Annotated in this window: 17 protein-coding genes; 9 read left to right on the forward strand and 8 right to left on the reverse strand. The window is 73.7% G+C overall.

Annotation, left to right across the window (positions count from 1 at the left end; all coding sequences use genetic code 11):
* Window positions 1–22: 22 nt before the first annotated feature.
* Window positions 23–496: a GNAT family N-acetyltransferase gene (locus tag ACI2LW_RS26665; protein WP_404733752.1), complete on the reverse strand. Its 474-nt coding sequence runs from the start codon at window positions 494–496 to the stop codon at window positions 23–25.
* A gap of 4 nt (window positions 497–500) precedes the next feature.
* Window positions 501–1,274 (reverse strand): IclR family transcriptional regulator, encoded by a 774-nt coding sequence (locus ACI2LW_RS26670; RefSeq protein ID WP_404733753.1) that lies wholly within the window; start codon window positions 1,272–1,274, stop codon window positions 501–503.
* Window positions 1,275–1,414: 140 nt separating this feature from the next.
* Here ACI2LW_RS26670 and ACI2LW_RS26675 point away from each other — a divergent pair, with 140 nt between their 5' ends.
* From ACI2LW_RS26675 to ACI2LW_RS26690, 4 genes are all read left to right on the forward strand, one after another.
* Window positions 1,415–2,944 carry an aldehyde dehydrogenase (NADP(+)) gene (locus ACI2LW_RS26675; RefSeq protein WP_404733754.1) on the forward strand — a complete coding sequence of 510 codons (1,530 nt, stop codon included), beginning with the start codon at window positions 1,415–1,417 and terminating at the stop codon, window positions 2,942–2,944.
* Between the two features lie 406 nt (window positions 2,945–3,350).
* Window positions 3,351–3,905 (forward strand): GNAT family N-acetyltransferase, encoded by a 555-nt coding sequence (locus ACI2LW_RS26680; RefSeq protein ID WP_404733755.1) that lies wholly within the window; start codon window positions 3,351–3,353, stop codon window positions 3,903–3,905.
* An 81-nt stretch (window positions 3,906–3,986) separates the two neighbouring features.
* On the forward strand, window positions 3,987–4,709 hold the full coding sequence (locus tag ACI2LW_RS26685; protein ID WP_404733756.1) for a DsbA family oxidoreductase: 723 nt from the start codon (window positions 3,987–3,989) through the stop codon (window positions 4,707–4,709).
* 106 nt (window positions 4,710–4,815) lie between these two features.
* Window positions 4,816–5,865 (forward strand): aminotransferase class V-fold PLP-dependent enzyme, encoded by a 1,050-nt coding sequence (locus ACI2LW_RS26690; RefSeq protein ID WP_404733757.1) that lies wholly within the window; start codon window positions 4,816–4,818, stop codon window positions 5,863–5,865.
* Between the two features lie 96 nt (window positions 5,866–5,961).
* Here ACI2LW_RS26690 and thpD read toward each other — a convergent pair whose 3' ends face one another.
* From thpD to ACI2LW_RS26720, 6 genes are all read right to left on the reverse strand, one after another.
* On the reverse strand, window positions 5,962–6,873 hold the full coding sequence (gene thpD / locus ACI2LW_RS26695) for an ectoine hydroxylase (RefSeq protein WP_404733758.1): 912 nt from the start codon (window positions 6,871–6,873) through the stop codon (window positions 5,962–5,964).
* Between the two features lie 7 nt (window positions 6,874–6,880).
* A complete protein-coding gene (locus ACI2LW_RS26700) occupies window positions 6,881–7,279 on the reverse strand; it encodes an ectoine synthase (RefSeq protein ID WP_404733759.1) in 399 nt (132 codons plus the stop codon).
* Window positions 7,280–7,322: 43 nt separating this feature from the next.
* Window positions 7,323–8,594 carry a diaminobutyrate--2-oxoglutarate transaminase gene (gene ectB, locus ACI2LW_RS26705; protein ID WP_404733760.1) on the reverse strand — a complete coding sequence of 424 codons (1,272 nt, stop codon included), beginning with the start codon at window positions 8,592–8,594 and terminating at the stop codon, window positions 7,323–7,325.
* Window positions 8,595–8,642: 48 nt separating this feature from the next.
* Complete coding sequence (gene ectA, locus ACI2LW_RS26710) at window positions 8,643–9,182, reverse strand: diaminobutyrate acetyltransferase (RefSeq protein WP_404733761.1); 540 nt, start codon at window positions 9,180–9,182, stop codon at window positions 8,643–8,645.
* A gap of 307 nt (window positions 9,183–9,489) precedes the next feature.
* Window positions 9,490–10,017 carry a DinB family protein gene (locus ACI2LW_RS26715; RefSeq protein WP_404733762.1) on the reverse strand — a complete coding sequence of 176 codons (528 nt, stop codon included), beginning with the start codon at window positions 10,015–10,017 and terminating at the stop codon, window positions 9,490–9,492.
* A 609-nt stretch (window positions 10,018–10,626) separates the two neighbouring features.
* On the reverse strand, window positions 10,627–11,727 hold the full coding sequence (locus tag ACI2LW_RS26720; protein ID WP_404733763.1) for a pyridoxal-phosphate-dependent aminotransferase family protein: 1,101 nt from the start codon (window positions 11,725–11,727) through the stop codon (window positions 10,627–10,629).
* Window positions 11,728–11,934: 207 nt separating this feature from the next.
* Between ACI2LW_RS26720 and ACI2LW_RS26725 the strand changes: the two genes are divergently transcribed.
* The 5 genes from ACI2LW_RS26725 to ACI2LW_RS26745 all read left to right on the forward strand — a co-directional run bounded on the left by ACI2LW_RS26725 (window position 11,935) and on the right by ACI2LW_RS26745 (window position 16,770).
* Window positions 11,935–12,795, forward strand: coding sequence for a transporter substrate-binding domain-containing protein (locus tag ACI2LW_RS26725; RefSeq protein WP_404733764.1), 861 nt, complete (start codon window positions 11,935–11,937; stop codon window positions 12,793–12,795).
* Complete coding sequence (locus ACI2LW_RS26730; protein WP_404733765.1) at window positions 12,792–13,625, forward strand: amino acid ABC transporter permease; 834 nt, start codon at window positions 12,792–12,794, stop codon at window positions 13,623–13,625. Before ACI2LW_RS26725 ends, ACI2LW_RS26730 begins: the two co-directional genes overlap by 4 nt.
* The gene (locus ACI2LW_RS26735; RefSeq protein ID WP_404733766.1) at window positions 13,622–14,416 is read left to right on the forward strand and encodes an amino acid ABC transporter ATP-binding protein; all 795 of its coding nucleotides are present in this window, start codon (window positions 13,622–13,624) and stop codon (window positions 14,414–14,416) included. Before ACI2LW_RS26730 ends, ACI2LW_RS26735 begins: the two co-directional genes overlap by 4 nt.
* An 18-nt stretch (window positions 14,417–14,434) precedes the next feature.
* Window positions 14,435–15,532 (forward strand): amidohydrolase family protein, encoded by a 1,098-nt coding sequence (locus ACI2LW_RS26740; RefSeq protein ID WP_404733767.1) that lies wholly within the window; start codon window positions 14,435–14,437, stop codon window positions 15,530–15,532.
* 266 nt (window positions 15,533–15,798) lie between these two features.
* A complete protein-coding gene (locus tag ACI2LW_RS26745) occupies window positions 15,799–16,770 on the forward strand; it encodes an SCO1860 family LAETG-anchored protein (RefSeq protein ID WP_404733768.1) in 972 nt (323 codons plus the stop codon).
* Window positions 16,771–16,823 lie beyond the last annotated feature (53 nt).

Consider the following 16,823-nt stretch of genomic DNA (forward strand, 5'->3'; position numbering starts at 1 on the left):
CAACGTCCGCCGCCGTCCGCGGTCAGCCGTGCAGGGACAGCACGACCTCGTCGATCTCCTCGCCGCGCGCCTGGGCGAACCCCCGCGCCCGCGCGGTCTGCCGGAAGCCGCACTTGGCCAGCACCCGCAGCGAGCCCGCGTTGTCGGCCGCCGCCCGGGCGTACAGCGGGCGTTCGGGCACCTCGGCCAGCAGGGCGCGCAGCGCGGCCGTGGCGATGCCGCGGCCCCAGTGGGCGCGGTCCACCCAGTAGGTGACCTCGCGCTCGCCCGGCTCTCCGTACACCGCGGCGCTGCCCACCACGTCCCCGCCCGCCAGGATCGTGCGCAGCACGTTGCCGGAGTCGTCGCGGATCCGGCTCCAGTGCGCGTCGAAGGCGTCGCGGTCGGCCGGGTCCTTCGGGGTGAAGGCCGCCATCCGCAGCGCCTCCGGGTCGTTCATGTGCCGGAAGAACACCGGCAGATCGCTGTCGTGTACCTCGCGGATTGCGATGTCCATGCTTTCAAAGCCTCCTGGTGGCGAGGGTCAGTCGGTCACGTGCGTCGAAGAGGGCGTCCTTGACGGTCTGCTCGTGCGCGGGCGTCAGCCGCGCCACCGGGACGGAGCAGCTGATCGCGTCCCGCGCCGGGGTGCGGTACGGGATGGCCACGCCGAAGCAGCGCAGGCCCAGGGTGTTCTCCTCGCGGTCCACCGCGTACCCCTGCTCGCGGATCCGGTGCAGTTCCTCGATCAGCTTCTCGCGGTCGGTGATGGTGTGCTCGGTCAGCGCGGGCAGCGTCTCCGGGAGCATCTTGCGCACCTGCTCGTCGGAGTACGTGCTCAGCAGCGCCTTGCCCAGGGAGGTGGAGTGGGCGGGCAGCCGCCGGCCGACCCGGGTGAACGGGCGCAGATAGTGCTGCGACTGGCGGGTGGCCAGGTAGACGACATTGGTGCCGTCCAGCCGGGCGAGGTGGATGGTCTCGGTGGTGTCGTCGGAGAGCCGGTCCAGGGTCGGCCGGGCCGCGGCGACCACCTCGTCGCCGTCGATGTAGGAGGTGCCGACCAGCAGCGCCCGCACCCCGATGCCGTAGCGGGTGCCGGTCGCGTCGGTCTCCACCCAGCCGAGGTCGACGAGGGTGCGCAGCAGCATGTACAGGCTGGACTTGGGGTAGCCCACGGCCTCCTGGACCGCGGCCAGGGAGTGCATACCGGGCCGGCCGGCGAAGTACTCCAGCAACTCAACGGTCCGCACCGCGGACTTGACCTGCGCGCCGCCGCCCGCCTCGCCTGCCGACATCGCCCTTGGCCCCTTCGCTGGACAAGCACGTCAAGATATAGTCTCCGACAGCCAGTTCATCATCAGAGACAGCGTTCAGTATATCGAACACCGTCGAGGATGACCCACGTACTGCGGCACGACATGTGGAGGGACCCGCGGTGGCAGCAGCACCAGTCTGGAGTGTCGACCCCCGTACCGGGAAGCGGCGGGAACAGGTTGCGGCCGAGGCCACAGCCGAGGACGTGGACGCCGCCGTCCGCGCCGCCCACGAGGCCCGGGGACCGCTCGCCGGCCGCGCCGTCCGCGCCGCGTTCCTGCGCACCGCCGCCGCGCTGCTGGAGGCGGACCGGGACCGGCTCGTCGGGGCCGCCGACGCCGAGACCGCCCTCGGCCCGGCCCGGCTCACCGGGGAACTCGCCCGGACCTGCTACCAGTTGCGGGCCTTCGCGGACATCGTCGACGAGGGCGCCTTCCTCGACGTGATCATCGACCACCCGGACGACACCGCCACCCCGCCGGTCCCGGACCTGCGCCGCTACAAGGTGCCGCTCGGGGTCGTCGCCGTCTACTCCGCCTCCAACTTCCCCTTCGCCTTCTCCGTCGCCGGCGGCGACACCGCCAGCGCGCTGGCCGCGGGCTGCCCGGTCGTCGTCAAGGCCCACCCCGACCACCCGGCCCTGTCCGAGCTGGTCGCCGAGGTGCTGCGCACCGCCGCCGCGCGGCACGGCATCCCCGAGGGCGTCGCCGGCCTGGTGCACGGTCTCGAGGCCGGCGTCGAGCTGATCAAGCACCCCCTGGTCACGGCGGCCGGCTTCACCGGCTCGGTGCGCGGCGGACGGGCCCTGTTCGACGCGGCGGCCGCGCGCCCGGTGCCGATCCCGTTCCACGGCGAACTGGGCTCGCTCAACCCGGTCCTGGTCACCGAGGCGGCGGCGGCCGAGCGGGCGGAGGCCATCGGGGCCGGGCTCGCCGGGTCCATGACCCTCGGCACCGGGCAGTTCTGCGTCAAGCCAGGGCTCGTGCTCGTCCCGGCGGGCGCGCACGGGGACCGGCTGGTGAAGTCCCTGGCCGACGCCGTCGGCGGCACCGCCCCCGGCGTCCTGCTCGACCACCGGATGCGGGACAACTTTCTCGCCGGGGTCGCCGAACGGGCCCGGCTGGAGGGCGTGGAGTCGCCGGTCGCCCCGGGCGCGGACGGCGAGCACGCGGTGCGCGCGGGCGTCCTGACCGTCCCGGCACGCCGCCTGACCGCCGGGGGCGCGCACGACCTGCTCCTGGAGGAGTGCTTCGGGCCGGTGACGGTGGTGGCCCGCTACGCGGACGAGAGCGAGGTCACGGCCGTGCTGTCCCGGCTCCCGGGCAACCTCAGCGCCACCGTGCAGCTGTCCGCCGAGGAGGCGGCCGGGCAGGGACGCGGCGCGCAGCTCCTCGCCGAGCTGACCCCGCTCGCCGGGCGCGTCCTGGTCAACGGGTGGCCGACCGGCGTCGCGGTGGCGCCCGCCCAGCACCACGGCGGTCCCTACCCGGCGACGACCTCGACGTCCACCTCCGTGGGCGGCACGGCCATCGAGCGGTGGATGCGGCCCGTGGCCTACCAGAACGCCCCCGAGGCGCTGCTGCCGCCCGAGCTGCGCGACGACAACCCGCTCGGCCTGCCCCGCCGCTTCAACGGCCGCCTGGAGCGCTGACCCCGGCGGGCGGACCGGCCGCATGCGGACCGGCGTGCGGACCGGCCGCACGCGCCCGCGCACACGCCGGTCCGCACGCCCGTCCTCGGCCGCAGACCCGTCCTCGGCCGCAGGCCCGTCTCCGGCCGTACGCCTGTCCCCGGCCGCATATCCCGGGCCGTGCGCCCCTTCCGCCCGTGGGCCACTTCCCGGGCGTACGCCCTGCCGTACGCCCCGCCCCGGCCGTACGCCCGTCCGGGCATGCCGTCCGCACGCTCGTCCGCACAGCCCACCGGGCCTGCTCGTCCGAATGCCCGCCCGGGCACGCCCGTCCGGACGCCCGCCCGCGCGTCCCTCCCCGTGGCCGGCCGGCCGCCCGGTCCGGCGCGGAGGGAACCGCCGGCCGCGCCGCCACGTCCTGTACCGCATGATCGACAACGGGACGAACGGCGGACGGACGGGCCGTGACCGGAGGGGCCACGACCGGACCGGCGGGGCGCGGGTCATCCGTACCGCCGTGCCCGCCGAGGCGGAGGCCATCACGGCCCTGCACGCGCGGGCGCGGGCGACGTACTACCCGGACGGTGTGCCCGAGGACGGCACCGACTGGGCGGCCGCCTGGCGGGCCGCCGTCGAGCGGCCCGACGGCCAGGTGCTCTGCGCCGTCGACGCGGGCCGCCTGGTCGCCGTCGCCTCCTTCCGCACCCCGCCCGGGGCCGCCGCGGACACGGTCAAGCTGTTCCAGTTCCACGTGGACCCCGGCCACTGGCGCTCCGGCATCGGTACGGCCCTGCACACGGCCTGCGTGGAGCAGTGGCGGGCCGACGCCGCCCGCACCGCCGTACTGGAGGTGCACGCCGGCAACCTGCGGGCCCGGGCCTTCTACGCCCGCCTGGGCTGGACCCCCGACCCGGAACACCCGCCGGCCCCGGACGACCACCACCTGTGCCTGCGGTACGCGGTGGGCGGCGGCGCGGAATGAACGCCACTGCTTGAACGTTCACGCACCCGGGCGGGGGAGGTCTCCGCCGCGCACCCGTACGAGCTGGGGAGAACGAAGAGCATGCGCGTCGAGATCTGGTCGGACATCGCGTGTCCGTGGTGCTACGTGGGCAAGGCGCGCTTCGAGAAGGCGCTCGCCGCCTTCGAGCACCGCGACCGGGTCGAGGTCGTGCACCGGTCCTTCGAGCTGGACCCGCACCGGGCCGAGGACGACGTCGAGCCCGTGATCACCATGCTGACCCGGAAGTACGGCATGAGCGAGGCGCAGGCGCAGGCCGGCGAGGAGAACCTGGCCCGGCAGGCGGCCGCCGAGGGACTCCCCTACCGCACCCGGGGCCGCGACCACGGCAACACGTTCACCCTGCACCGCCTGCTGCACCTGGCCAGGCGCGAGGGCCGGCAGAGCGAGCTGCTGGACGCGTTCTACCGGGCGAACTTCGCCGAGGAGCGGTCCGTGTTCACCGAGGGCGACGAGCGGTTGCTGGAGCTGGCCGCCGGCGCCGGACTCGACCCCGCCGCCGTGCGCGAGGTGCTCGCCGACCCGTCCGCCTACGCCGACGAGGTCCGCGCCGACGAGCGCGAGGCCGCGCGGCTCGGCGCCACCGGCGTGCCGTTCTTCGTCCTCGACCGCGCCTACGGCGTCTCCGGTGCCCAGCCCGCCGAGGTCTTCGCCCAGGCGCTCGCGCAGGCGTGGGGCGACCGCCCGGCGCCGGCCCCGCTGGAGGGCGGCAGGGGCGAGGCGGACGCCTGCGGACCGGACGGATGCGCGGTGCCGCGGCACTGAGCGCCGCGCCGCGCCGCAGGTCGGGGCGGACGCATAAGCGCTCATTGGGCCGATCATGCAGAAATACGCGATGGACCGGGGCGCGCGCGGGCCGCACAGTGGTGCCATGGAGACCTTCGAGAGCCTCGTCCGGACCGAGTTCGCCCCGAAGAACACCTACCTCAACACCGCGAGCACCGGGCTGCTGCCGGCCCGTACGGTCACGGCGCTGCGCACCGCGGTGGAGGCCGCGGCCGAGGGCCGGCCCACCGACATGTTCGCCGACGTCGAGGCGGCCCGCGCCTGCTTCGCCCGGCTGACCGGGGTGCCGGACCGCCGGGTGGCGGCCGGCGCCTCGGTCGCCGTGTACAGCGGCCTCATCGCCGCCTCACTGCCCGAGGGCGCCGAAGTCCTCACCGCCGAGGGCGACTTCAGCTCCGTGGTGAACCCCTTCCACGTCCGCCGCGACCTCAAGGTGCGCAGCGTGCCGCTGGAGCGGCTGGCCGAGGCGGTGCGGCCGGGCACGGCCCTGGTCGCGGTGAGCGCCGCGCAGTCGGCGGACGGCCGGATCGCCGGCCTGCCCGCGGTCCGCGCCGCCGCGCGCGAGCACGGGGCGCGCACCTACGTCGACGCCTCCCAGGCGGCCGGCTGGCTGGACCTCGAGACGGACCGGTACGACTATGTCGCGGCCGTCGCCTTCAAATGGCTGCTGTGCCCGAGGGGCGTCGCCTTCCTGGTGGTGCCGGAGGACCTCGGCGGCCTCCCCCCGCTGTTCGCCGGCTGGGTGGCGGGGGAGCACCCCTGGGACAGCTGCTACGGCCCGGTCGGGGAACTCGCCCGCTCCGCGCGCCGGTTCGACGAGAGCCCGGCGCTCTTCTCCTACGCCGGCGCCCGCCGCTCCCTGGAACTGATCGAGGAGCTCGGCGTGCCCGCCGTGCGCGCGCACGACGAGGCGCTCGCCGCCCGGTTCCGCGACGGGCTGCCCGCGCTGGGCCACGAACCGCTGCCCGCACCCGGCTCCCCGATCGTCTCCGTGCCCGGACTCGGCCACCGGCAGCCCGGGTTGAGCGCCGCCGGCATCGAGGTGTCCGACCGCGCGGGCAGTCTGCGCGCGGCCTTCCACCTGTACAACACGGCCGCCGACGTGGACCGGCTCCTCGACGCGCTGGCCGGGTGAACGCGGCCGGGCAGGGGCCCTCGGTCCCACACCAGGAGGCCCCTGCCCGGCCGTGTCCACCCCGATGTCACCGCACCGGGGCGGAATTCCGAAGGGTCACCGCACCGGGGTGAAGTCCCGGGCGCCGATGAACTCCGGTCGCCTGACCGGCGCCGCGAACGGCTCCACCGCGGTGTTCTCCACACTGTTGAACACGATGAAGACGTTGCTGCGCGGATACGGCGTGATGTTGTCGCCGGAGCCGTGCATGCAGTTGCAGTCGAACCAGGTCGCCGAGCCGGCCCTCCCGGTGAACAGCCGGATGCCGTACTCGCCCGCCAGCGCGGTCAGCGCCTCGTCGGACGGCGTGCCCGCGTCCTGCATCTGCAGCGACTTCTTGTAGTTGTCCTTCGGCGTGGCTCCCGCGCAGCCGAGGAACGTCCGGTGCGAGCCCGGCATGATCATCAGGCTGCCGTTGGTGGCCAGGTTCTCGGTCAGCGCGATCGAGACGGAGACGGTCCGCATGTTCGGCAGCCCGTCCTCGGCGTGCCAGGTCTCGAAGTCCGAGTGCCAGTAGAAACCGCCCGCGCCGAAGCCCGGCTTGACGTTGATCCGGGACTGGTGGACGTACACGTCGGAACCGAGGATCTGCCGGGCGCGCCCGACGACGCGCTCGTCGCGCACCAGCTTCGCGAACACCTCGCTGATCCGGTGCACTTCGAAGACGGAGCGGATCTCCTGGGACTTCGGTTCGACGATGGAGCGCTCGTCGGCCCGGACCTCCGGGTCGCTGACGAGGCGGTCCAGTTCCCGCCGGCAGACGGCGACCTCCTCGTCGGTGATCAGCTGGTCGACGGTGAGGAAGCCGTCGCGCTCGTACGCCTGGAGGTCCCCGGCCGGGACCGGGCCGGGTGTACCGGGCGAGCCCCAGACGACCGGGTCCTGGCGGGGGACGGTCACCTCGGTGGCGCCGCGGGTCGGGTACAGGTCCCGGACGGTGGCGGCGGACGTGGTGCTGGGAGCGGTCACGGGTTTCTCACACCTCCTCGGTGAGCAGCGGGTAGACGCCGTTCTCGTCGTGGTCCTCCCGTCCGGTCACGGGCGGGTTGAACACGCAGATGCAGCGGAAGTCCTCCTTGACCCGGAGCGTGTGCCGCTCGTGGCCGTTCAGGCAGTACACGGTCCCCGGAGTGATCGTGTAGGTCCTGCCGGTCTCGCGGTCGGTGAGCTCCGCCTCCCCCTCGACGCAGACCACGGCCTCGATGTGGTGGGCGTACCACATCGACGTCTCCGTGCCGGCGTAGAGGGTCGTCTCGTGCAGGGAGAAGCCGACCTTCTCCCTGGCCAGGATGAGCCGTTTGCTCTCCCAGGTCCCGGACGCGGCCTTCACATGCCGGTCGGTGCCCTCGATGTCCTCGAACGAACGGACGATCACGGTGCTGGGTGCCTTTCTTGCTGAGCCGGTGGGTGACGGGGTGTCAGGCGGTCTCGCGGACCGCGCGGGCGAGGATGCTCATGCCCTCGTCCAGTTCTCCGGGGGTGATGGTCAGGGCGGGCAGCAGCTTGGCGACCTCGCCCTGCGGGCCGGAGGTCTCCACCAGCAGCCCGAGTTCGAAGGCGCGGCGGGCGACCCGCCCGGCGCGGCCGCCGTCGTGGAACTCCAGGCCCCACACCAGGCCGCGGCCGCGGTACTCCTTGACGTCGGCGAGGTTCTCCTCGGTGATCGCGATCAGCCACTGCTCGACGAGCTCGCCGCGGGCGCGGGTCTGCTTCTCCATCGCCGAGCCGTCGGTCCAGTACGCCTCCAGGGCGGCCGTGGCGGTGACGAACGCGGGGTTGTTGCCGCGGAAGGTGCCGTTGTGCTCGCCCGGCTCCCACACGTCGAGCTCCGGCCTGAACAGGCACAGCGACATCGGCAGGCCGTAACCGCTGATGGACTTGGACACGGTGACGATGTCGGGCGTGATGCCGGCCTCCTCGAAGGAGAAGAAGGCGCCGGTGCGGCCGCAGCCCATCTGGATGTCGTCGACGATCAGCAGCATGTCCTGGCGCGCGCACAGGTCGGCCAGGGCCCGCAGCCACTCGGGCCGGGCCACGTTGATGCCGCCCTCGCCCTGCACGGTCTCCACGATCACGGCGGCCGGCTTGTCGAGGCCGGAGCCCTGGTCCTCCAGCAGCCGCTCGAACCACAGGAAGTCCGGCACCGTGCCGTCGAAGTAGTTGTCGAACGGCATGGGCGTGCCGTGCACCAGCGGGATGCCGGCCCCGGCCCGCTTGAAGGCGTTGCCGGTGACCGCGAGGGAGCCCAGCGACATGCCGTGGAAGGCGTTGGTGAACGACACCACGGCCTCGCGGCCCTTCACCTTGCGGGCCAGTTTCAGCGCGGACTCCACCGCGTTGGTGCCGGTCGGGCCCGGGAACATCACCTTGTACGGCAGGTCGCGGGGCCGCAGCACCAGGTCCTGGAAGGTCCGCAGGAAGGCGCGCTTGGCGGTGGTCGACATGTCGAGGCCGTGGGTGACGCCGTCGCGCTCCAGGTAGTCGAGCAGCGCCCGTTTCAGGACGGGGTTGTTGTGGCCGTAGTTGAGGGAGCCGGCGCCGGCGAAGAAGTCGAGGTACTCGTGGCCGTCCTCGTCGTACATGCGGCTGCCGCGGGCGCGGTCGAAGACGGCGGGCCAGCCGCGGCAGTAGCTGCGCACCTCGGACTCCAGGGTCTCGAAGACGCTCAGGTCGGGCTGGGTGATGGTCACGGCGGAACTCCTCGGGTGGGGGAGGGGAGGGGGAGTCGGCTGGGGCGGTCAGCGGGTGAGCGGGCCGATGCGGTGCAGGACCTCGGCCTCGTGCGGGCCGTCCGGGAACTGGCCGGCGGTGAACAGGACCTCGCGCCGGACCGTGGCGCCGTGCCGGTCGGCGAAGGAGGCGAACAGCCGCTCGGAGGCGGTGTTGCCCGGGGTGATCGTGGTCTCCAGCGCGGACAGCCCGCGCTCGGCTGCGACCCGGGCGGCGAGGGCGTCCAGCAGCCGGGCCGCCAGGCCCCGGCCGCGGTGCGCGGCGTCCACGGCGACCTGCCACACCATGAGGGTGCGGGGGCTGTCGGGCCGTACGTACCCGGTGACGAAGCCGACCGGCCGGCCGTCCGCGGCGCGCGCCACCGCGGAGGTGCCGGCGAAGTCGCGGCACCACAGCAGATAGCTGTAGGAGGAGTTCGCGTCCAGCGTTCCCGAGTCCTTCGCCAGCCGCCACAGCGCGGCGCCGTCGCCGGGGGCGGGACGGTCGATCGACACGGAATCCGGCAATTCAGTGCGGGGGGTGTGCGGGTCTGCTTGCGCGGCAGTCATGCGAAATGAACTTACCGAGCCGAATTCAAAAATGCATCGCCTCACGGTCTTGGGCGAGAGGGTGAGCATGTGTTATCGCGCGAGCGCACCCGACGCGCGAGTGGCGAGCGGGATGTGCGGTTTTGTCCGGCGATTAACGGGACAAAAGGGTCGGCCTTGTGGGGTCGGTCACAATAATGACCTTCACGGGACGCCCTCGAATTGCACCGTCCGGCGTTCGCAGAATCTCCGCGTTTAGGCTCTCGGAAACCGGGCAGGAGCAGAGTGTCTCGTCACCTGGATTGAATTCCCGGAAATCGGGCTGAATTCACGCCCCGGTCACCCCGTCGATACGCTCGCGGAGAATGTCGGCGTGTCCGTTGTGACGGGCGTACTCCTCGATGAGATGGATGAGCACCCAGCGCAGACTCACCTCTGTTCCGGCCGGCGGTCCGTCCGTCATCCGCCCGGTGTCGTCCAGACCGAGTCCCGCGCAGATCTCCCGCCCGCGGGCGATCTCCGCGCGCCAGGCGGCCAGGGCCCCGTCGAGGCCGCGCGCCGGGTCCAGCGCGTATCCGCTCTCGTCGCCGAAGACGGGCGGGACGTCGAGACCTCCCATGACGCGCTGGAACCAGTTCCGCTCGACCTCCGCGAGGTGCTGGACGAGGCCGAGCAGGGTGAGCGAGGAGGGCGCCGCCGAGGCGGTGCGCAGCTGCGCGTCGTCGAGACCGGCGCACTTCAGCTCGAGAGTCGCCCGGTGGAAGGCGAGCCAGCTCTCCAGCATGGGGCGCTCGGCCCCGGTCGGCAGCGGGACCGGACGGCCGTCGGGCAGGGTCGCGGGAGCGTCGGAGGGCATGCGGCGAGCATGGCACGAACGCCCGCCCACCCACCGGACCACCGACGCGATCCGGCCCCGGGGCGCGGGCGGCCCGGGGCCGGATGGACGACTCGTGCGGGTAGACGGCTCATGCGAGTCGACGGCCCGGGGCGGGAGCCGTTCGAGCGCGTGGCCGTGGGGCACGGGTCACGGGGTCGGCGCGGGGTTGCCGGGCGGACGCGGGGCCGCGGGCCCCGAGCGCGGGCCTCCGGTGCGGGTGGGCGCGGCCGGCGGGGCCGAGGCGCGTGTGCCGGGGCCAGGGGGACGGAGGGTCCCTCCGGGGACCAGGAGGCCCCGAGGCACGTGTAGGCCCCGGGGCCCGGAGGCGAAGAGGTCCGGGCGGCCCGGAGGGGAAGCGGCCCGGAGGCCCGGAGGGGATGCGGCCCGGAGGCCCGGAGGCCCGGAGGCCCCTGAGCCCGGGGGCCGGGGGCCGGGGCCCGCGGTCCCGAGGCCCGGGGACGGCCGGGGCGCGCGCGGGCGGCGCCCCCGAGGGCGGCCCGGGCGTCCGGGCTCTCCGGGCGTGCCCGGAGGCGGCGCCTGCCGGTGTGCGGGCGGGTGCCCGTGCGTGCCCCGGGGGACCCGGTGCCGTTACGCCCAGGCCGTCTCGACGGCGCGGCGGGCGGCCGGTACGTCGACCCGCGCGCCCCGCTCGGCCAGGGCCGCGCCGAGCGCCGCCAAGCTCGACTCCACCGCCTCACGGGTGGCGTCCGGGCCGTAGTGGTTGACGCGGATCATCTCCTTGGCGAGGGCGCCGCCGCCCGCGGCCAGGGGCAGCGAGGGGGCGCTCTCCAGGGCGCGGGCCACCAGCTCGAAGGCCGGGACGTCCGGCGGGGTGCGCAGCGTGGTGGCGACCGGAGCCGCCTCGCGGGCGTCGTGGACGTACGGCTCCAGGCCGCCGCCCAGGGCCCGCACGCCCGCACGGGTCGCCGCGGCGGCGGTGCGGTGGCGGGCCATCACGGCGTCCGGGCCGGCCGCCTCGATGCGCTCCAGGCACGCCTCCAGCGCCAGCATCTCCAGCTGCGCCGGAGCGTGCGGCAGCGCCCTGCGGCCGGCGTCGGTCCAGCGCTCCTTCCAGTCCAGCAGGGACAGGTAGGAGCGGCGCGGGGCCCGCGGGTTGGCCGACATACGGGCCCAGGCGCGCTCGCTCACCGACACCGCCGACACCCCGGCCGGCCCGCCCATCGCCTTCTGCGCCCCGATCACGCACAGGTCCACGCCCCAGGCGTCGGGAAGCACCGGCTCGGCGCCGACCGACGCCACGGCGTCCAGGTAGAACAGGGCGCCCTGCTCCCGTACCGCCTCGCCGATCTCCGCCACCGGGTTGGTGTTCCCGGTGGCCGCCTCCGCGTGCACCAGCGACACGAAGTCGATCTCCGGGTGCTCGGCGAAGGCCTCCCGGACCCGGTCCGCCGTGACCGCGGTGTGGAACGGCACGGACAGGTCGAGCACCGTCGCGCCGCAGTCCCGCAGCCAGTCGCCGAAGGTGCGGCCGTACGGACCCGTGATCACGTTCAGCGCCGTGGTGCCCGGACCGGCCGCGCCCCGGATGGCGCCCTCCAGCGGCAGCAGCGCCTCACCCTGCATGATCACGACGTCCTGCTCGGTGCCCAGCAGCCGCGCCACCCGGTCCTCGATGGAGGCGAAGCGGGCGGCGCTCAGCGGGGCGAGGTCCAGGAGGGGATGCGTCACGGCGGTGCTCTCTTCTGCGGTGCGGGTAGACGGTCCGAGAGTAATCGCCCGGAACGGCACGGCTCGCAGCGCTCCTCACTGCCGACTTCTTAGGTCGTACGGCCGTCCAGCCATGGGATTGGTTTGGGACACTCAAACCTGTCCTTATAATCGGAACCCGCAGTTCCCCGTACCGCCTTCCCCACCCCCCACAGAGAGGTCGCCCCCGTGATCACGCTCTCCGCGCGCCGGGCCCGCATCCTGGCCGCCACCACCGCCACGGCCGCCCTGGTGCTCGTGGCCGGCTGCACCTCGAGCGGCGAGGGTGGCAGCGGCTCCAAGACGGCCGCCGGCGGGGTCCAGCTCGTCAAGGCCGGGCAGCTCACCACCTGCACCCACCTGCCGTACCCGCCCTTCCAGTCGGAGATCGGCGGCAAGGTGCAGGGCTTCGACGTCTCGATGATCGACCTGGTCGCCAAGAACCTGGGCGTGAAGCAGCAGATCCTCGACACGCCGTTCGAGAACTTCAAGACCGGCGCCTTCCTCAACTCCGGCCAGTGCGACCTGGCCGCGGCCGGCATGACCATCACCGCCGAGCGCAAGAAGCACGTCGACTTCTCCGACCCGTACTTCAACGCCACCCAGGCCCTGCTCGTCGACAAGAAGAGCGGCATCACCTCCCTCGCCGACGTCAAGGCCAAGGGCAAGAAGCTGGGCGCCCAGGCGCAGACCACCGGTGAGGACTACGCCAAGAGCAAGGGCTACGACCCGGTCTCCTTCCACTCCTCCGACGCCGTCCTCAACGGACTGCGCACCGGCCAGGTCCAGGCCGTCGTCATCGACTACCCGGTCGTCCAGGGCTGGCTGAAGGACAAGGCCAACGCCGCCGCCTTCCGGGTCGCGGCCAACATCAGCACCGGCGAGCAGTACGGGTTCACGGTCAAGAAGGGCAACGCCAAGCTGCTCGCCGCCATCAACAAGGCGATCGCCGACGCCAAGGCCGACGGCACGTACAAGAAGCTCTACGAGCAGTGGATCGGCCCGTACGACGCCGCCGCGGCCTCGCCGTCCGCCCCCGCCGCCTCATGACCGGCACCGACACGGCGGTCCAGCCCAGGAAGAAGGGTCTGACCCGGCGTCAGAAGCGCCGGCTGTCGCGCGGCGCGCAGTACGCCGTCTTCGCCGCCGCCGTGATCGCCTTCGCGGTCTCGGCGGACTGGGGCCGGCTGCAGAACCAGTTCGCGCAGGTGGACATCGCCCGGCAGATGTTCCCCGACGTCATCACGCTGGCGCTGAAGAACACCGTGCTCTACACCCTGTCCGGGTTCGTCTTCGGCCTGGTGCTGGGCATGCTCGTGGCGCTGATGCGGCTGTCCTCCGTGGGCCCCTACCGCTGGCTCGCCGGCGTCTACATCGAGATCTTCCGCGGCCTGCCCGCGCTGCTGATCTTCATCTTCGTCGGTGTGGCCGTGCCGCTGGCCTTCCCCGGCACCCAGATCGTCGGCGGCACCTACGGCAAGGTCGCCCTCGCGCTCGGCCTGGTCTCCGCCGCCTACATGGCCGAGACCATCCGGGCCGGCATCCAGGCCGTGCCCAAGGGGCAGATGGAGGCGGCCCGTTCCCTGGGCTTCTCACCCGCGCGGGCCATGGTCTCGATCATCGTCCCGCAGGCCTTCCGGATCATCCTCCCGCCGCTCACCAACGAACTGGTCCTGCTGTTCAAGGACTCCTCGCTGGTGCTGTTCCTCGGCGTGACCCTCGAGGAGCGCGAACTGTCCAAGTACGGCAACGACCTGGCCAGCACCACCGCCAACTCCACGCCGATCCTCGTGGCCGGCCTGTGCTACCTGCTGGTCACCATCCCGCTCGGCTTCGTCGTCCGCCGCATGGAGTCCCGCTCCCAGGAGGCGATCCGATGAGCCGCCCGGAGATCCAGGTCCGTGACCTGCACAAGTCCTTCGGCGACAACCACGTGCTGCGCGGCATCGACCTGGAGATCGGCCAGGGCGAGGTCGTCTGCGTGATCGGCCCGTCCGGCTCCGGCAAGTCCACGCTGCTGCGCTGCGTGAACCTCCTGGAGGAGCCGAGCCGGGGCCAGGTGGTCGTCGGCGGTACCGAACTGACCGACCCGGACGTCGACATCGACGCCGTACGCCGCCGTATCGGCATGGTCTTCCAGCAGTTCAACCTGTTCCCGCACCTGTCGGTGACCGAGAACCTCACGCTCCCGCAGCGCCGGGTGCTGCGGCGGGACAAGGCCACGGCCGCCCGGATCGCCGCCGAGAACCTCCGGCGGGTGGGCCTCGCCGAGAAGGCGGACGCCTACCCCTCCTCCCTCTCCGGCGGTCAGCAGCAGCGCGTCGCCATCGCCCGCGCGCTCGCCATGGGCCCCGAGGTGATGCTCTTCGACGAGCCGACCTCCGCGCTCGACCCGGAGCTGGTGGGCGACGTCCTCGCCGTCATGCGGATGCTCGCCGACGAGGGCATGACGATGATGGTCGTCACCCATGAGATGACCTTCGCCCGCGAGGTCGCCGACCGGGTGGTCTTCATGGACGGCGGGGTGATCGTCGAGGACGGCCACCCCGACCGGGTCATCGGCGACCCGGCCCACGAGCGCACCCGCCACTTCCTCTCCCGGCTCCTCGACCCCGCGATGGCCGAGGTCGAGGAGGAGAAGCCGGACCGGGTGGGCGGCGCCGAAAAGTAGCTCACTAAGGTGCGGTGCATGAGCGATCGCGCGGTGCTGCACGTGAAGGGGCGGGTGCTCGCCGGCCCGGACGACGACCGGGTCCGGGACGAGCTGTGGGTGGTCGACGGCCGGATCTCCTACGAGCGCCCGGCCGGCGCGCGGGACGTGCGGACCGTCGAGGGCTGGGCGCTGCCCGGCCTGGTCGACGCCCACTGCCACGTCGGGCTCGACGCCCACGGCCCGGTCGAGGACCACGTCGCCGAGAAGCAGGCGACGACCGACCGGGACGCCGGCGCCCTGCTGATCCGCGACGCGGGCTCGCCCTCCGACACCCGCTGGATCGACGGCCGCGAGGACCTGCCGAAGATCATCCGCGCGGGCCGCCACATCGCCCGCACCCGCCGCTACATCCGCAACTACGCCCACGAGGTCGAGCCGGAGGACCTCGCCGCGTACGTCGCCCGGGAGGCCCGGCGCGGCGACGGCTGGGTGAAGCTGGTCGGCGACTGGATCGACCGCGACCTCGGCGACCTGTCCGCCTGCTGGCCCCGCGAGGCCGCCGAGGAGGCGATCGCCGAGGCCCACCGCCTGGGGGCGCGGGTCACCGCGCACTGCTTCGCGGAGGACTCCCTGCGCGACCTCGTCGAGGCGGGCATCGACTGCGTCGAGCACGCCACGGGCCTGACCGACGACCTGATCCCGCTGTTCGCCGAACGCGGCGTCGCGATCGTCCCCACGCTCGTCAACATCGCCCTCTTCCCCCGGCTCGCCGCCGGCGGCGAGGCCAAGTACCCGCGCTGGTCCGCGCACATGCGCAGGCTGCACGAGCGCCGCTACGACACCGTGCGCGCCGCGTACGACGCCGGCATCCCGGTCTACGTCGGCACCGACGCCGGCGGCACGCTGCCGCACGGCCTGGTGGCGGCCGAGGTCGCCGAACTGGTCACGGCCGGCATCCCGCCGCTCCAGGCGCTGTCCGCGGCCACCTGGGGCGCGCGCGCCTGGCTCGGCCGGCCCGGCCTGGACGAGGGCGCGCCGGCCGACCTGGTGGTCTACGAGGAGGACCCCCGGGCGGACGTACGGGTGCTGGCGGCGCCCCGGCGGGTGGTGCTGAACGGCCGCGTCGTCGGGTAGGGGCCCGGCGCGGTACGGCGGGTTGACGGGGAGTGACCCCGGGCGCCCGTGGATCGTTGCACTCCTCCGCCCGCGCCGGGGAGCCGCCCACGCGTTCGCCCGGGCGGGGCGGCCGGTGCGGCGGGAGGGAACACACGTGCCGCAAGAATCGAAAAGATGGCCGGAAAGTCCACGATGGAGTGAAGTCACGCGGGATCGCTGACCGTTCACTCCCCGTGCGTAATCCTTGCCGGGTCCCAAGCAGTCCTCTCTGGGGGTCCCACACCTTGAACGGCCACATCTTCCGCATGCCCGCACGCCGTTGCGCCGCCGTCGCCGCGGCCACCGTCCTGGCCGCCGGCCCGGCCACGCTGGCGGGGGCCGGGTCCGCGCACGCGACCGGGGACCACGGCCGGGCGAGCGCTTCCGTGCTGCGCACCGGACTCGACGTGTCCCTGGCCCAGGGGTCGGTGCACGTCCCGCTCGCCCTCACGCTCAACGAGGTGCGGGCGCCGCACAGCGCCCGGCGGACCGCGCTGTCCGCCCGCCTGGACGGCGTCGACGGCGGACGGCCCTTCGACGTGCTGCGCGCGGAGGTGGCCAGGGCCGGTGCGACGGCCACGGCGGACAAGGCCGAGGGCACCGCCGACCTGGCGCACGCCCGCGTCCACCTCCCGGGTCTGCCCCTGCTCTCCGTCGTCGAACTCGACCAGGTCACCTCCCGGGCGACCTGCGAGGCCGGCCGCGCCCCGGTCGCCAGAAGCAGCGTCCTCGGCGCCGTCACGGTGCTCGGCAAGCGGGTGACCCTCACCCCCGACGGCCCGACCCATGTGCGCGTCCCGGGCGTCGGCGAGGTCCGCCTCGACCTCGCCCAGCGCCGGACCACCTCCCGCACCGCCGCCGCGACGGCCCTGGAGCTGACGGTGACCGTCAACCCGCTGAAGCTGAACGTGGCGGCGGTCAAGGGCAGGCTGACCCTGGCCAGGACCTCCTGCGAGGCCCCTCCCGCCGCCCCGGAGCGCCACCAGCCCGCCCCGCACACCCCGCCGGCCTCGGCCGAGCCCACCGCCCCCGGGGCCGGCGTCACGCCCCAGGGCGCCCCGGCGGGCTCCGCCGCCGTGCCCCCGGACACGCACGCGAAGTCCGACCTGGCCGAGACCGGCGGCAGTTCGCTGACCCCCTACCTCGCGGGCGGCTCGGCCGTCCTGCTCGCGGCGGGCGGCGGCGCGTTCGCCCTGGCCCGCCGCCGGAAGGGCTGACGACCCGGGGCGGGGGCCGTGACGGACCCGGGCGCATGCGTGACGGACGCGCT

This window comes from Streptomyces sp. NPDC004065 (assembly GCF_044903565.1).
Classification (GTDB): domain Bacteria; phylum Actinomycetota; class Actinomycetes; order Streptomycetales; family Streptomycetaceae; genus Streptomyces.

Bases quoted from the DNA above. Each gene is read 5' to 3' on its own strand.
- ACI2LW_RS26665 (WP_404733752.1), bottom strand. From the start codon at position 496: ATGGACATCGCAATCCGCGAGGTACACGACAGCGATCTGCCGGTGTTC.
- ACI2LW_RS26670 (WP_404733753.1), bottom strand. From the start codon at position 1,274: ATGTCGGCAGGCGAGGCGGGCGGCGGCGCGCAGGTCAAGTCCGCGGTG.
- ACI2LW_RS26680 (WP_404733755.1), top strand. From the start codon at position 3,351: ATGATCGACAACGGGACGAACGGCGGACGGACGGGCCGTGACCGGAGG.
- ACI2LW_RS26685 (WP_404733756.1), top strand. From the start codon at position 3,987: ATGCGCGTCGAGATCTGGTCGGACATCGCGTGTCCGTGGTGCTACGTG.
- ACI2LW_RS26690 (WP_404733757.1), top strand. From the start codon at position 4,816: ATGGAGACCTTCGAGAGCCTCGTCCGGACCGAGTTCGCCCCGAAGAAC.
- ectA (WP_404733761.1), bottom strand. From the start codon at position 9,182: ATGACTGCCGCGCAAGCAGACCCGCACACCCCCCGCACTGAATTGCCG.
- ACI2LW_RS26715 (WP_404733762.1), bottom strand. From the start codon at position 10,017: ATGCCCTCCGACGCTCCCGCGACCCTGCCCGACGGCCGTCCGGTCCCG.
- ACI2LW_RS26730 (WP_404733765.1), top strand. From the start codon at position 12,792: ATGACCGGCACCGACACGGCGGTCCAGCCCAGGAAGAAGGGTCTGACC.
- ACI2LW_RS26735 (WP_404733766.1), top strand. From the start codon at position 13,622: ATGAGCCGCCCGGAGATCCAGGTCCGTGACCTGCACAAGTCCTTCGGC.
- ACI2LW_RS26740 (WP_404733767.1), top strand. From the start codon at position 14,435: ATGAGCGATCGCGCGGTGCTGCACGTGAAGGGGCGGGTGCTCGCCGGC.